The organism is Pseudomonas sp. S2_A10 (genome assembly GCF_054668465.1).
In genome coordinates this window covers 4,932,580-4,946,519 of the sequence record NZ_CP162773.1, presented here as the reverse complement: position 1 = coordinate 4,946,519, position 13,940 = coordinate 4,932,580, and the positions used below count along the sequence as shown (strand labels likewise).

12 protein-coding genes and 1 pseudogene are annotated in these 13,940 nt (G+C 57.7%); 4 read left to right on the top strand and 9 right to left on the bottom strand.

The annotated features are described in order from the left end of the window. Positions 1-14: 14 nt before the first annotated feature. From AB4N41_RS22260 to folE, 3 genes are read right to left on the bottom strand one after another with little or no spacing between them, the layout of a single operon-like run. A complete protein-coding gene (locus tag AB4N41_RS22260) occupies positions 15-725 on the bottom strand; it encodes an SDR family oxidoreductase (protein WP_125927069.1) in 711 nt (236 codons plus the stop codon). Beyond that, positions 722-1,264, bottom strand: a complete 543-nt coding sequence (locus tag AB4N41_RS22255; protein ID WP_122746185.1) for a DUF3833 domain-containing protein — start codon at positions 1,262-1,264, stop codon at positions 722-724. Before AB4N41_RS22255 ends, AB4N41_RS22260 begins: the two co-directional genes overlap by 4 nt. A 45-nt stretch (positions 1,265-1,309) precedes the next feature. Beyond that, positions 1,310-1,867 carry a GTP cyclohydrolase I FolE gene (folE, locus tag AB4N41_RS22250; protein ID WP_041480339.1) on the bottom strand — a complete coding sequence of 186 codons (558 nt, stop codon included), beginning with the start codon at positions 1,865-1,867 and terminating at the stop codon, positions 1,310-1,312. Between the two features lie 321 nt (positions 1,868-2,188). On the opposite strand from folE, the gene AB4N41_RS22245 reads away from it, so the two are divergent. Then, positions 2,189-3,643: a TrkH family potassium uptake protein gene (locus AB4N41_RS22245; RefSeq protein ID WP_252876327.1), complete on the top strand. Its 1,455-nt coding sequence runs from the start codon at positions 2,189-2,191 to the stop codon at positions 3,641-3,643. Between the two features lie 58 nt (positions 3,644-3,701). On the opposite strand, the gene AB4N41_RS22240 is transcribed toward AB4N41_RS22245, so the two are convergent. Then, entirely contained in the window at positions 3,702-4,187 is a 486-nt protein-coding gene (locus tag AB4N41_RS22240) for a DUF6130 family protein (protein ID WP_252876326.1), read from the bottom strand. A 410-nt stretch (positions 4,188-4,597) separates the two neighbouring features. On the opposite strand from AB4N41_RS22240, the gene AB4N41_RS22235 reads away from it, so the two are divergent. Beyond that, positions 4,598-4,978 carry a hypothetical protein gene (locus AB4N41_RS22235; RefSeq protein ID WP_122507382.1) on the top strand — a complete coding sequence of 127 codons (381 nt, stop codon included), beginning with the start codon at positions 4,598-4,600 and terminating at the stop codon, positions 4,976-4,978. Between the two features lie 72 nt (positions 4,979-5,050). On the opposite strand, the gene AB4N41_RS22230 is transcribed toward AB4N41_RS22235, so the two are convergent. The 4 genes and pseudogenes from AB4N41_RS22230 to AB4N41_RS22215 form a co-directional block, all read right to left on the bottom strand. Then, positions 5,051-7,441, bottom strand: coding sequence for a TonB-dependent siderophore receptor (locus tag AB4N41_RS22230; protein WP_252876325.1), 2,391 nt, complete (start codon positions 7,439-7,441; stop codon positions 5,051-5,053). 121 nt (positions 7,442-7,562) lie between these two features. Beyond that, on the bottom strand, positions 7,563-8,543 hold the full coding sequence (locus AB4N41_RS22225; protein WP_252876324.1) for a FecR domain-containing protein: 981 nt from the start codon (positions 8,541-8,543) through the stop codon (positions 7,563-7,565). Beyond that, complete coding sequence (locus AB4N41_RS22220) at positions 8,530-9,048, bottom strand: sigma-70 family RNA polymerase sigma factor (protein ID WP_056786863.1); 519 nt, start codon at positions 9,046-9,048, stop codon at positions 8,530-8,532. Before AB4N41_RS22220 ends, AB4N41_RS22225 begins: the two co-directional genes overlap by 14 nt. Before the next feature lie 269 nt (positions 9,049-9,317). Then, positions 9,318-10,406: pseudogene (locus tag AB4N41_RS22215) on the bottom strand (NAD(P)/FAD-dependent oxidoreductase). A gap of 405 nt (positions 10,407-10,811) precedes the next feature. Here AB4N41_RS22215 and AB4N41_RS22210 point away from each other — a divergent pair. Next, on the top strand, positions 10,812-11,648 hold the full coding sequence (locus AB4N41_RS22210; protein WP_252876322.1) for an MliC family protein: 837 nt from the start codon (positions 10,812-10,814) through the stop codon (positions 11,646-11,648). A gap of 273 nt (positions 11,649-11,921) precedes the next feature. Here AB4N41_RS22210 and AB4N41_RS22205 read toward each other — a convergent pair whose 3' ends face one another. Then, a complete protein-coding gene (locus tag AB4N41_RS22205) occupies positions 11,922-12,923 on the bottom strand; it encodes a zinc-dependent alcohol dehydrogenase family protein (protein WP_252876321.1) in 1,002 nt (333 codons plus the stop codon). Between the two features lie 108 nt (positions 12,924-13,031). Here AB4N41_RS22205 and AB4N41_RS22200 point away from each other — a divergent pair, with 108 nt between their 5' ends. Then, a complete protein-coding gene (locus AB4N41_RS22200) occupies positions 13,032-13,913 on the top strand; it encodes a LysR family transcriptional regulator (protein WP_252876320.1) in 882 nt (293 codons plus the stop codon). Positions 13,914-13,940 lie beyond the last annotated feature (27 nt).

Sequence of the window (13,940 nt, the reverse complement as noted above, 5' to 3'; positions counted from 1 at the left end):
GCTTCACTCCTTGCCTACCAGGGCAGGCGTTCTCCATCGTAGGCGAAGAAATGGCCGCTATCGGCCGGCGTCAGCGTGTCAATCAGACTCAGTAATTGCGCAGCGGCAATGTCTGCCGGGCGGGCGCTTGCGGCTCCGCGAAAAGGTTGCGACAACGGCGAGACCACCGTGCCCGGGTGCAGGCTGAGCAAGCGACTCTGCGGTCGCGTGCGCGAAAGCTCGATGGCGGCGGTCTTGATCAGCATGTTCAGCGCAGCCTTGGAGGCGCGATAGGCGTACCAGCCGCCCAAACGGTTGTCGCCGATGCTGCCGACTTTTGCCGAAAGCATCGCCATCGCGCCTTGAGGTGCAAGCAATGGCAGAAAGTCGCGCAGCAGCAATGCAGGCCCCAGCGTGTTGACTTGAAACACGGCCTGCAGCGACTCGGCTTCGATTGCGCTGTAGCTTTTTTCCGGCTTGATCCGGTCACGATGGAGGAGGCCGGCCGCGTGAATGATCAGGTGAAAGGGCGCTTCGCCTGCCAGTTCGGCGGCGGCGCTGGCGATCGTTTCGGGCTGCTCGAGGTCGAGCTTCGGCACAGTTTTGCGTCCCAGCGTACGGACGCTGGCGCAGCGTGGATCCTGCTTCAAATGTTGGCAAAACGCCGTGCCGAGGGCGCCACTGGCGCCGATCACCAAGGCGCGATAACCGTCGCCGAACGAGGCCAGGGTCAACCCACTGCTCATGGGTTCGCTCCAGCGTTCTGGCGCCGGAAGAACACCGTCACCTGACCGACTTCGAAACCCCACTTGGACATACGGGTGCGGTTGATCAACGTGTCTTCGTCGACCAGGTACATCCAGTCGTCCATGCTCATCTCGTAGGTCGAATCATCAACTGGCAGGTTCAGGCGATAACGCCAGTGGAAGGTGTTGCCTGCGATCTGGCCCTGAGCAACTCCGACCACATCATGCGCGCGACCGCTCCACTGACCATTGCCCCCGGGAGTGAGGGTCCAGACTCGGCGTTCACGGGTGCCGTCGCTGTAACGGAAGCGCTCGTCGAGGATCAGGTTTTCACCTTCACGACGGCTGGCGATATCAACCTCGAAACGCTTGACCACTTCGCCGTTGCGTTTCTGAAACATCCCCCAGGCTTTGACGGGCTGGCTGAAGAACTGCTCCAGACTCAATGCCGGTTGCTGATCCGCATAACGAGCAACATCGACACTGCCGCAGCTTGCAATGCTGAGCGCCAGTCCTAACAGCAGCAGAAATCGGGTCATCTTCCTACTCCTTGTGCTTGTACAGTTAACAGGCTGTGTATAGGCCTAGCGCCGGCCGATGAGCTGGAGAAATTCCTGCCGCGTCGTCGAGCTGTCGCGAAAGGCACCGAGCATGACCGAGGAGGTCATGATCGAATTCTGCTTCTCGACACCGCGCATCATCATGCACATGTGCCTGGCTTCAATAACCACCGCGACACCGGCAGCATCGGTGATCTGCTGGATCGCCTGAGCAATCTGCCGAGTGAGGTTTTCCTGGATCTGCAGGCGCCGCGCGAACATGTCGACCACCCGCGCCACCTTCGACAGCCCCAACACCCGGCCAGTGGGGATATACGCCACATGCGCCTTGCCAATAAACGGCAGCATGTGATGCTCACACAGCGAATAAAGCTCGATGTCGCTGACGATCACCATCTCATCGCTCTGCGATTCGAACAGCGCACCGTTGGTGACGTCTTCCAGGCTCATCCCGTAACCATTGCACAGGTATTGCATCGCCTTGGCGGCGCGCTGGGGCGTATCCAAAAGCCCCTCACGCTCGGGGTTTTCGCCGACGCCAACGAGGATTTCACGGTAATGGCTGGCTAATAGTGGGCTCATTCGGGTCACTCGTGGCGGTGCTGCGTGAGGGCCAATGTCTGGCGAAAAGGTTGTACGCATACAGGTTGCCTGTATAGGTTTTATTGAAGATAGGCTGAAAAGGATCAACTGACAACGCATCGGTGGTTTTTTTGTGCGGGTTTGGGAGTTCGCTCGGGACAAACCGAATGCCCGGTGCAGTGAAGGGCTTGATTGGCGCGGGCATTTGGCCTTCGACTCCCGCAGCCTGACTGATTGCAGGTCAAAATTTTACGGAGAATTTACGCAGTCTTTATTGAGGGCATCCGATACTGCGCGGCGCTAATTTGGAACGCTATCGTGATGTCCCTCGCAGCAATTCGGCTTATCGGCTTCATCTTGGGTATTTTTCTGATCACCCTGGCGGTAAGCATGGCTATACCCATGTTCACGCTGGTGGTCCATGAGCGCAGCGACGATCTGTCGGCCTTTCTCTGGTCGAGTCTGATTACCTTCATCTGTGGTCTGCTGTTGATCGTGCGAGGGCGTCCGGAGACCGGCAATCTTCGGCCCAGGGACATGTACTTGCTGACTACCGCGAGCTGGGTTGTTGTGTGCGCCTTCGCAGCGTTACCCATGGTTTTCATCAGCGATATCAGCTACACCGATGCATTCTTTGAAACGATGTCGGGCATCACAACCACTGGCTCGACGGTACTCACCGGTCTGGATAGCGCCTCTCCCGGCTTGTTGATCTGGCGTTCCATGCTGCACTGGTTAGGCGGCATCGGTTTTATCGGCATGGCTGTCGCGATTCTTCCGCTCTTGCGAGTCGGCGGCATGCGTCTTTTCCAGACAGAGTCCTCGGACTGGTCGGAGAAAGTGACACCACGTTCTCATGTCGCAGCCAAGTACATCCTTTTGCTCTATCTAAGCCTGACGGGTATCGGCACCTTGGCGCTCTGGCTCGCAGGAATGACCCCATTCGAAGCGATCAACCACGCAATGTCGTTGATCTCTACTGGTGGGTTCTCGACGTCGGATTCCTCCCTCGGGCACTGGGAGCAGCCAGCAATTCACTGGGTGGCGGTGGTCATCATGATTCTGGGCAGCCTGCCATTCACCTTGTACGTCGCAACCTGTCGGGGCAATCGACGTGCGCTGATCAGGGATCACCAGGTACGCGGGTTTATTGGATTCTTGCTCGTCACGTCACTGGCTGTAGGTACCTGGCTGTATTTGCACAGCGACTACGGATGGTGGGATGCGTTTCGTATCGTGGCGGTCAATGTGACCTCGGTTGTCACGACCACTGGAATTGCGGTTGGCGACTACACCTTGTGGGGCAGCTTCGCTGTGTTGCTGTTTTTCTATCTGACCTTCGTCGGTGGCTGTTCCGGCTCAACGGCCGGCGGGCTGAAAATCTTCCGTTTTCAGGTGGCCGCCGCGCTTCTGGTCAGCAGCTTGAAGCAGTTGATCCACCCTCGAGCCGTGATTCAGAAAAAATACAACGGCCATCCCATCGATGAGGAAATCGTCCGCTCCCTGCTGACCTTCTCGTTTTTTTTCACCATTACGATTGCCGCCATCGCTTTGGGCCTGGCGCTGATCGGGCTTGATTGGATTACCGCCCTGAGCGGTGCCGCTACGGCGGTGTGTAACGTCGGCCCCGGCCTGGGCACCATTATTGGACCGGCAGGTAATTTCTCGTCACTGCCAGATGCGGCGAAATGGCTACTCACCGTTGGCATGCTGCTAGGCCGGTTGGAAATCCTGACGGTGTTGGTGCTCGTGACCCCGGTTTTCTGGAGATATTGAGCCAGTCATTCGTAGGCAGAGACGCCGATCGTTGCCTGTTACGGTGATAGCACGGCGGTCATGGTTTTACCGCGTGATGATCGTCAGTACGGGGAGCGTCCATCGGTGTCTTCTCCGGTACTGTAAAACTCACTGTCGTACTGGTGATGATCTGGTGCGTCGGGTCGGCCACTTCCAAGAGAACCTTGTGAGGACCGGGCGTTAGCCCGACCAGGATAATCGGGTCTTCACTGGTGTGCGCCCACGTACCTTTCCAGTCATCGACGGTCACGTGAAGGTGACCTAAGCGTGGTGATACCTCAGCAGCCACCTTGCCAAAAACCGGCATGATCCTGGCGTGCTCTGTTCGAAACTGGATGATGACCACTCCACGGGCGAGCGGCTCGGCAAGCGGCGGGTAGGCAATGAGTTTCGGCGCACTCTCGGATGCCAATGGCAGTATCGCCGGCGGAGAATCGCTGTCTGCTGCCCCTTGTCCGAGCACGGATGTGCAAAAGCAGACACCCACAGCCAGGGCCAATAGACTTCCGGGAGCGAGGGACATGATTTGGTTCTCCGCGTGATTTCATTCAAGCGTAGATCAACCTGGGTATTGCCCGCGGCTCATTTGAAACTGGAATCATCTAACTTAATTCATCGATACTGACTGGCCGCTTCTGACCGATCTTCGTGCCACGGATCGCCAAATACCCAAAAGCGGCCACCCTTGTGTTTGTGTACTATCTCAATTCGCTAGCGCCAGTGAGCGCGGGTCTCGATACCCGCTTTGTCACCTTTATCTGATGACAGTCCAAGTCGACCTCTGCCGAATAAGCCCCGGGGGAAAACGGGACCACCCAATCAGAAGCTGCTTTCGAACCATAGCTGTCGCTAAACAGCAAATCTGCCAAAATGCTTTCTAACAGGCTTGTCCTGAATCCATCGCAAAACCGAACTCACGAGTACTTTGATCATATGGCCACAGGTCTTAGTGATGCCGAGCTTGATTACGTACTGGGGATGATTGAGAAAGCCCCTAACACCGAATTAAATGTTATGTGTGAGCACCTGCAGATCGACAGCCGCGATCTTCTCAATCAGTTGGCGATCTCAGTGGCAAGACTGTTTATCACCGGCGGCCGCGATTTTCACTACTGTGATGAGGTGATGAATATTGTCATCAGCGATATCGTCGATCTGTCCTTGTACGCAGAGATGCCCGAGCCGGCATTTTCGATCTATCAGGCATTTGATGCGGGCGAGTATTGGCACAGCGGCGATGACCGGGAGGTATTCCCTTGGGAGAGGTGGACCCGTCCTGAGCTTGAGAGAATTTTGCGTGAGGTCGGCGGCTAACAACCAAGTCGAAGGTGCCCGCGGTAACGCGGGCACCGTTTTCTGTGTGGGGAAAAACGCTGACCCGCCTGCTTACCAGTTGTAGCTCAGCTTGGCGGTAATCTCGCGGCCCGGGTTGTAGAAGTTCGCCGTGCCGGAGCCGACCACGTGCTGCTCATCCAGCAGGTTGCTGACGTTCACCGCCAGGTCGGTGCCCTTGGCGATCTTGTAGTTGAAGGCGGCGTCGAACAGGGTAGTGCCATCGCTTTTGCCGGAGTTGGCTGCATCGAAGTAATAAGCGCCGACGTAGCGCGCACCCAGGCCCACGCTGACATCAGTGGCGGGTACGTCGTAGTAACTCCAGAGCGAAGCGGAATGCTTGGGTGCCGTGGCGAACTCGTTGCCCTTCAGGGAACTGCCGTCATACAACGAACCGCGCAGTACCTCGGACTCCATGTAGGAATAGCCACCGATCAGGCTCAGGTTCTGCGTCACCTGCGCTTTGGCCTCCAGGTCGAGGCCACGCGCCCTCGATTCGCCCACCGTCTGCTGCTCGATGATGCCGCTCGGCAGCACCACGGCGATGGTGACATTTTCCTGGGTCAGGTCGTACACGGCGGCGGAGAACAGTGCATCCATCCCCATCGGCGCATACTTCACGCCGACTTCGTACTGCCTGCCTGTCTGCGGTGTCACGCCGACCTGCGGCGGCGAGACGGATTCGACCATGCTCACATAGGTGGAGACTTCATCGTTGACGATATAGGTCAACGCACCTCGGTAGGAGGTTTCGGAGAAGTTGTCTTTCTCGGTGGATTGCAAGCCTTTGCTGGTCAGGTCCATCGAGTCGTTGCGCACACCTCCGGTGACGATGAAACGCTCGTAGAACGACAGGTTCTGCTGAAGAAACACAGCCTTGGTGGTCGCGTCTCGCTTGTTGACGGCATACGGCGCGATTGAGCGTGGAACGCCAGTAAACACCGGGTTGGCAATGTCGATGGGGGTCGTCAGGGCGTAGACCGAGCTTTCCTTGGTGGTCGAATCGAGGTACTCCACGCCCACCAGACTGCTGCTGTCGATGTTCTCGAAGCGGGCATCGTATTGCAGCATCAGATTGCCGTTGAACTGGTCGGCTTCAGTGTCGGTTCCGAACAGGTAGCGATCGACGGTGGTACCGATACGTGCGGCGCTGTCGCTGAGGTACACGTAGCCAAAATCATCGGTCAACTTGCTGTAACGCAGATTGCTGCGCAGTACGAAACCGTTGTCGAAATCATGGGTGACGTTACCGTTGAGGCTGGTGCGCTCGACATCGTGGAAGTTGTAGCTGGGCTCGCCATAAAACTTGCTGCGGTCGTATTCCCGATCCAGTGGATAGCCGCCGCTGTTGGGCGAACTTTCGGTTTTAAGGTAATCCAGAATCATCGTGGCCGATGTGTAATCCGTCGGTGCCCATGTCAGGCCACCCATGAACAACTGGTTGTCGTCCTGCGAATGATCGTACTCGCGGTCGCTGTTCTGGCCTTTGGCAGTAAAACGGCCGGCCAGGGTTTTCTCGTCGTTCAGCGCATCGCCGACATCGATGCCGGTCTCGACATGATCAAACGAACCGTAGGTCACATAGCCCTGGCCAAACTTCTCGAAGCGCGGCTGTTTGGTCACGAAATTCACCGAACCGCCCGGGTCCGCAGGGCCAAACAGGGTGGAGTTGGCGCCACGCAGAATCTCGATGCGCTCATAGGCGAACGGATCTTCGCGTACGCCGCGCATCGAACTGAGGGTCAAGCCGTCACGGTAGGTGGTGGCCTGGAAGCCGCGGATCTGGAAATAGTCGTTGCGATCATCCGTACCATAAAAGTCACTGACCACGCCCGGCGTATATTGCAGCGCTTCTTCCGTGGTGCTGACGCTGCGTTGCTGCATTTCCTTGTTGGTCACCACCGACACCGATGCCGGTGTATTGAGAATGCTGGTGGCGACCTTGCCACCAACCCAGAGCTCCTTGGCCACCACCGAGTTGGCGTCGTCGTCGGCACTGACCCGAACCTTGGCATTGATGATGAGCGGGGCGAGGCGGTAGTCCTCGACGGCCGTTGCGTCGAGCTCCAGCGGGCCGGCGGTTTTTGCTTGAGGGGTCAGCAGGTAAGCATTCGGGCCTTGCTGTTCGACCTGCAATTCGCTGCCCTGGAGCAACGATGACAGCGCTGCCGATGTATCGAGCGAGCCATTCACGCCAGCCGTGGTGCGGTTCGCCACACTCGAGGCGTCGAAGGAAAGGCTGATGCCAGCCTCGCGCGCAAAGCGGTCAAGCGCTGGCGCCAGTGGCCCGGGGGCGATATTCCACTGTTTGACTTGATCGCTGTGGTCAGCGCCCGAGGTTTGCGCCAGCGATGGCAATGCATAGCTGCTCACGATCAAACCCAAAATCGCACCGTGCAAGGCACGACTCAATGGATGGCGCTGTGAAACCGGGGACGAACTCATTTTCTCGCTCCAAGAAAGGACATCGGCAGACTGGCCTGTATTCCGGCCTTCCTTAGAGGTCGAACGAGAATGAGAAACCACCTCATTATTTTTCAGGTAGCAGAAAAATATTCAGGTGGACTCAGGTCGCAGCGCTCACGGTGACCCAGTAACGGGTTCGGTAATCAATGTGCAGGCGCAGTGACTGCGCGATCAATGCCAGGACCCGATCGTTGTCGGCGAGCTGGAAAGTGCCGGAAACGCGACGATCAGCGACCTCTTCGGCGCAGCGCAGGACTCCTGGGCGATAACGCGACAACTCTGCGATGAAGTCACCAAGGCGCATATGGTTCGCACTGATCACACCGTCACCCCAACCCCATGGATCAAGGCCGTTGTCCCTGAACGTTCGGGCGTCACTTGAGGTGAACAGCAGTTGGTTTCCTGCCAGGACGTTGCGGCTCGCAGGCGTTTGACTGGCGCCGGGGAACACCGTGACTGATCCTTCCTGGGCCGCGACCAGAGTGCCGTCGTCACGCTCGCGGACCAGAAAGCGCGAGCTGTGGGCTCGCATGATCCCGTCGCGTGATTGCACCCACAACGGTCGCGCTTGCGGGGAGTATTGATCCGCACCGACATTCACGATGATTTCACCACGGCGCAGGATGATCAGGCGCCGCTGGGCGTCGAAATCGCTGTCGACGGCGCTGTCGCTATTGAGCTGGATTAGGCTGCCATCATCGAGTTGGAAACGTCGTTGCTCGCCGGTGCTGCTGCGCTGCTGTGCAAGCATGGAGGGCAGGGGGGTGTAGTCGCGGCCGAGCCAGGCTGCCGCGCCGACCGTCGCCAATACGCCCAGTAGCTTCAGGCTTTCCCGCCGGCGCATTCCATGTTGGGCGCCCTTAAGGGTTTGTCGAGCCAGCTGAGCTGGCACGCCTTCGAATTCATCACCAAGCGTTTCCACACGCTGCCACGCCAACCCATGCTCCGGGCGCTGCTGCAGCCAGCGCTCGAACGTGCGCTGTGTCTGTTCATCGGCTTGATTGAAGCGAAGGCGCACCAGCCATTGGATTGCCTGCTCGACAATGGCCGGATCCAGCGCCTCGGGCTCAGGCCTCGACATAACGCAAGCGATAGCAATGTTGCAGGGCCGTGGCCAGATCGCGCTCCACCGTCGCGCGGGAAACACCGAGCTTTTCGGCGATTTGTGCGCAGGTCAGACCGTCGAGTCGGGCAAATAAAAACGCCTGGCGTACTCTTGGTTTAAGCGAGTCAAGCAGACGGTCTATGCGCTCGAGCGCATCGAGAATCATCAGCCGGCTTTCTTCCGATGGAACCTCGTGTTGAGGCAGCAAGATGATGCTTTCCAGGTAGGCACGTTCGAGTTCGCGACGACGATACTGATCAATCATCAACCCTCGGGCAATGCTGCTCAAATAAGCACGTGGCTCGCGCAGGGCGCCGGACTGGTGACGGTGTTTGAGCACACGCACAAAGGTGTCCTGCGCCAGATCTGCGGCGTTGTCGCGACAGCCGATGCGCCGAATCAGCCAGCCCTGTAACCACGAGAAGTGGGTGCGATAGAGCAGCCCTGGATCTGCAGTACCTAGTGTTTCGTCGCTACGCATCGGCATCCCGGGACATACATGATTGATAATGAATCGCATTCTACTCAGGCGTTGGGCCATCAGGCAAATACGTCGCGCGTAGGGTCTGCTTTGGGCGAAATGACGCCCCGGGTTTCTTGGACAATGGCCACGGTTCAGGCTGACGCGCCGATCCCGGTAATAGGCCCAGGCTGGGTTGCTGCGTTACTGGTCAGAGGTGCAGTCATTCTAGTTTTTCCCTTCATCGCATCACCTTGGGTTCGAACGTCTGCTCTTGGCCGATTTCTGCCTCACAAGAGGCTTCCCTCCGCTTGCAAAAAACGATCAGGCCGGCATGGGCGAAGGGCACTGGACACCTTGTCATCGATGATCTCCTCGCTCGCCAGACGTCCCACTATCGCCGCCAGAGTAATTCCAGGGTGCATTGCACAAACGTAGACTCCACCTAGTTTGGGGAGATAACCGATGATGGGGACGCCATCGGCAGACATGGGCCTGAGTCCGACACAAGCCCGTTCCGGTTCTATGGAAACGACACCATGGAGTTCGTTCTGGATTGTCTTGGCCGTGCGAAGCGCTATCGCTGCCGGCTGATTTTCCACGGCATCGTTCAGATAATCTTCCGCCGCGAGCAACGCACCATCCGAACTTTGCCGCACTTCCATTTCAGGGCTGGATATGAGGGTGTGTACGAGGTTGGGTTGTTACTTGTAACGGATGAAAATGGCAGGGGAGGCCTCTATTGGCAGGGACACTCCAAGCATGTCTGTCAGTTTCGTGATGCCTGCCCCGGCTGCCAGTACGACAATATCGGCATCGAGGCTGCCTATCGTTGTTTCGACTCCAGTCACCGTTGCACTCTGGGTTACCAAACCGAGCACTCGCGTCTGAGTGAGAATCTTCGCCCCATATGCCTGCGCACCGGCGATCAACGCATGCGTAGCTGCCACTGCGTCCAGCGCTCCTTCTTCAGCCGCATACAGAGCAGACTGGGGAGGGTTCTTGAGATTTGGTTCCAAGTCGAGAATCCGCGATCGAGACACCAGGTTTGCCGAAGCCTGGTGACCTGAGACAGGCAGCGTCTCAATCGCCATCGCACTGTAAGACAAGGCGCCTGTCCATCTTATCTCCAGACCTGGCAGCTGCGTTTCGAGTCGGCGGTACTCCTTGATGGCAGAACCGCGCAGTTGCGCGATTGGGTCGGGTTCGGGGTGTGAGGCATTGAGCCAGGCGAATGAGCTGCCAGTCACTCCCGAAGCTATATCTTCAGCTTCTACCAAAGTGACATTCGCGCCTTTACCTGCCAAGTGATACGCCAATGACGCGCCAACGATGCCTGCACCAATGACAACGACTCGTTTGTCCTGACCATTTCCCATATCAACCTCCGTATTGTCGATGTGCCGATGGTACGGCAGCCGGATGATTTCATGACATGAGAACCTGATCGTTGAGCTTTTTAAGTGTCTGCTTCTGGCCGAATCCGACAACGGTGCCGTGCGACTGATCCACCCCGGTCCTTCACCCACGTGGAGGGCACCACCATGTACACAATCGCTAAATATCGACCTCAGCCATGGAATAAGGGGAAGCTCATCGGCCAGAAAGCTCCGCTTCGAGTCAGGGATATCTGAGCCTTGAGACAATCAATCTCCTTCCATCTACTTATGGCCGATTGATGTGGCTCATCAGGTGCTGCAATCACTATTGACTCACCGATCGCTAGCGGATGAGACCGGCTAAGATGAGTGGTTGGCGACTGCGTAAATCCAGGGAAACCGCACATGCGCAAATATTTGGTCTTGCTATTGATTGGCGTCACAGGCGTTGCCAAGGCGCAATCTCAATGCTCAAACACGTGGTATCAATCGGTCGATAAGATTCTGCATACGGCTGATATGCAGGGGCACGGACCGGATTTAGGTTCTGACGAATGGAAGTCAGTGATCGAGATAAAGCTGGGGGTTCAAGATGGGTCAGATGTCCCTGAGCGAAGCTCCGAGCAGTGGTGCAATTACATTGATCAGCAAATCAGTGCGATACAGTCGACCGGGGCGCGCACGGGAACATCGTCGGCTATCAATTCGTCACCTGGTCCATCTTACGATTGCTCAAAGGCGGAGCCTGGCGGTATCGAAGCATTGATATGTAAAGACAAGGAATTATCTGGCCTCGATCGCAAACTCTCGGCAGTGTATGCCAGTGCGAGTATTAAGGCCGGCAACGAGCATCCTCCAATGCTCAAAGCAGAGCAGCGGGGGTGGATCAAGGGGCGGGACGATTGCTGGAAGAGTGATGACGTCGGTGCATGCCTGCGCATGGAATACCAGAACCGCATCGCTGAGTTGCAAGCACGGTACCGACTGATCTCTGGCACTGGGCCTGTCTTTTACGAATGCGACGGCAACCCTGCAAACGAGGTAACTGTCAGGTTCTTCGAAACTGATCCGCCAACATTAATAGCCGAGCGTGGCGACAGCGTATCGCTGATGTACCAGCAACTCAGTGGCATGGGCATCAAGTACGTCGGGCGTAATGAATCGCTTTGGGAACATAAGGCCGAAGCCATCATCACTTGGGGATATGGTGCGCCCGAAGAGCAATGCAAAAGAAAACCTTGAGCAGCGGTTTGTTCAGGCCAGGTAAATACAAATGGGTGAGAGGCCAGCTCTCATAGAAAGAGCCGCCTACAGGAGTCGGGTTGCCATCCATATGGTGTGCGGCCCATGCCAGTAGGTGTGCCATACGTTCGGCAGCAACTGGCGACAGCGTTTTGGGCTGGAGAAGACCATGGGGCCGGCAGCTCTTGGCCGAAAGCGGTTGCCCTTGTGTGGCAACTAACGGCCAAAGGCGGACGCTTTTGGCCGTTAGCGCTATGAAGAGATTACAAGAAGCTATGCACCCACAAACTCGATCACCGTCTTGCCCCTGCCGCGGCCTTCGGCGACTTGGCGAAATGCCTCGTTGACGTCGTGCGGCGCAAAGTGCTGTTGATCCACGCGGATTGTCAGTTGACCCGCATTGGCCAGCGCAGCGGCCTCGCGCAGGATAGCGCCGTGATGTTCGCGTCCTTTGCCGGTGAGCAGCGGAGCCAGAGTGAAAACCCCCGAGTAGGTGGCACTTTTGAACGACAACGGTGCCAGGGTGTGCTGGCCCCAGCCCAGGCAGCTCAGCACGTGCCCGGTATAGGCTTTCACGGCTTGGAATGATGCATCCAGCGTGCTGCCGCCGACGGTGTCGTAGACAATGTCGAACCCTTCGCCGGCGGTGTAGTGCTCGACATAATCCTCAACGCTCTGTGCCTGATAGTCGATCGCCGTCGCCCCCAGCGAGCGTATGAAGTCCAGACTGCCCGCCGAACCGGTGGCGTAGACATCGGCACCGCGAGCCTTGGCCAGTTGCACAGCCACTTGGCCGACCCCACCCGCGCCGCCATGAATCAGGACACGCTGGCCGGAGCGGACATTGGCGCGATCGACCAGACCTTCCCACGCGGTGATGAATACCAAAGGCAATGCAGCCGCCTCACGCATGCTGAGGGTGTGTGGCTTGACCGCGATCAGGCGGGCATCCACGGCAATGTACTCGGCCATGGTGCCTTGGGCACCGCCGATCCCGCCGGGCATGCCGAAGACTTCCTGGCCCTGGGTGAATCCTTGGACTGCTTCACCCACTTCAACCACCGTACCGGCGAGGTCAAGGCCGAGCACGGCCGGCAGCGTTTGACGGGCGTGAGCCCCTGCGCCGGCGGCAATTTTGGTATCGAGCGGATTGACCCCTGCGGCGTGAACCTTGACCAGGACTTGCCCCTTACCGGCAACAGGGCGATCGATGTGACGGATGGCCAGCGGGGATTGAGCGGACTCGGCGATGGCGGCAAGCATGGAATGTTTCATGGCGCGAACCTGTGTTGGGATGGACGCTTACAGATTGCCGCGCTTTAATCATTCCGATAAGAAACCCAATGTGCATATGACTTATTCCGCAAAGAGAACCAATCGTCGATGGATCTGTTCGACAGCATGCATGTCTTTGTTCGCGTCGTGGAGCGCGGGTCCTTCTCGGCGGTCGCCCGTGAACTGAACATGGGGCAGCCGGCAGTGAGCAAGCAAGTGCGCGCGCTGGAGCAGTATCTGGGTGGGCCATTGTTCGCACGCAGCACTCGGAATTTGGCCCTGACCGACCAAGGTCAACGCTTCTACGACCACTGCCAGAAAATTCTCGGCCACGTCGAAACTGCTACACGGAGCTTTACCAGTGGCCAGGAGCAGATCGCCGGCCCTTTACGAGTCGCCGCGCCGGTCAGTTATGGAAGGTTATGCATAGCACCGCTCATAGGGATTTTCCTGCAACGCCATCCTGACGTGCGGATTGACCTGCGCCTGAGTGACCACAATGAAGACCTGCTCAAGGAAAACATCGATCTGGCTATTCGCATTGGCGCAGTGAAGAGCGAGGGATTGGTGGCACTGCCACTGGGCAATAGCCCACGGCGTGTCTATGCCGCGCCCGGTTACCTGGCTCTGCACGGCGTGCCACTTGAGCCAAGCGAACTGTCCGATCACAACTGCATCGGCTTCACGTTGCTGGAGCATTACGACCGTTGGCACTTTACGCACCTCGGCCAGGCGTTCGATGTAGTTATCCAGGGTAATGTCACCAGCAACAGCAGCGAGGCCATCCGCGAAATGGTGCTCTGCGGCTTGGGTATTTCCCTCTCACCGCAATGGCTGTTCACAGCTGACGTCGAGCAGGGCAGGGTGAGTACCGTACTCGACAACTATCAGACCAGCGCGCTGCCTGTCAGCGCCGTACTCAGCCGCGAGCGACGACGTTCAGCGCGGACGATGGCGTTCATCGATTTTCTACGCGAGCAATTGTTGTAGCAGCGCCTTGTCATACGCCGTCCGCTG

Excerpts from the sequence above, each read along its gene's own strand:
- AB4N41_RS22260 (WP_125927069.1), bottom strand. The coding sequence starts at position 725 with ATGAGCAGTGGGTTGACCCTGGCCTCGTTCGGCGACGGTTATCGCGCC.
- AB4N41_RS22255 (WP_122746185.1), bottom strand. The coding sequence starts at position 1,264 with ATGACCCGATTTCTGCTGCTGTTAGGACTGGCGCTCAGCATTGCAAGC.
- folE (WP_041480339.1), bottom strand. The coding sequence starts at position 1,867 with ATGAGCCCACTATTAGCCAGCCATTACCGTGAAATCCTCGTTGGCGTC.
- AB4N41_RS22245 (WP_252876327.1), top strand. The coding sequence starts at position 2,189 with ATGTCCCTCGCAGCAATTCGGCTTATCGGCTTCATCTTGGGTATTTTT.
- AB4N41_RS22240 (WP_252876326.1), bottom strand. The coding sequence starts at position 4,187 with ATGTCCCTCGCTCCCGGAAGTCTATTGGCCCTGGCTGTGGGTGTCTGC.
- AB4N41_RS22235 (WP_122507382.1), top strand. The coding sequence starts at position 4,598 with ATGGCCACAGGTCTTAGTGATGCCGAGCTTGATTACGTACTGGGGATG.
- AB4N41_RS22230 (WP_252876325.1), bottom strand. The coding sequence starts at position 7,441 with ATGAGTTCGTCCCCGGTTTCACAGCGCCATCCATTGAGTCGTGCCTTG.
- AB4N41_RS22225 (WP_252876324.1), bottom strand. The coding sequence starts at position 8,543 with ATGTCGAGGCCTGAGCCCGAGGCGCTGGATCCGGCCATTGTCGAGCAG.
- AB4N41_RS22220 (WP_056786863.1), bottom strand. The coding sequence starts at position 9,048 with ATGCGTAGCGACGAAACACTAGGTACTGCAGATCCAGGGCTGCTCTAT.
- AB4N41_RS22210 (WP_252876322.1), top strand. The coding sequence starts at position 10,812 with ATGCGCAAATATTTGGTCTTGCTATTGATTGGCGTCACAGGCGTTGCC.
- AB4N41_RS22205 (WP_252876321.1), bottom strand. The coding sequence starts at position 12,923 with ATGAAACATTCCATGCTTGCCGCCATCGCCGAGTCCGCTCAATCCCCG.
- AB4N41_RS22200 (WP_252876320.1), top strand. The coding sequence starts at position 13,032 with ATGGATCTGTTCGACAGCATGCATGTCTTTGTTCGCGTCGTGGAGCGC.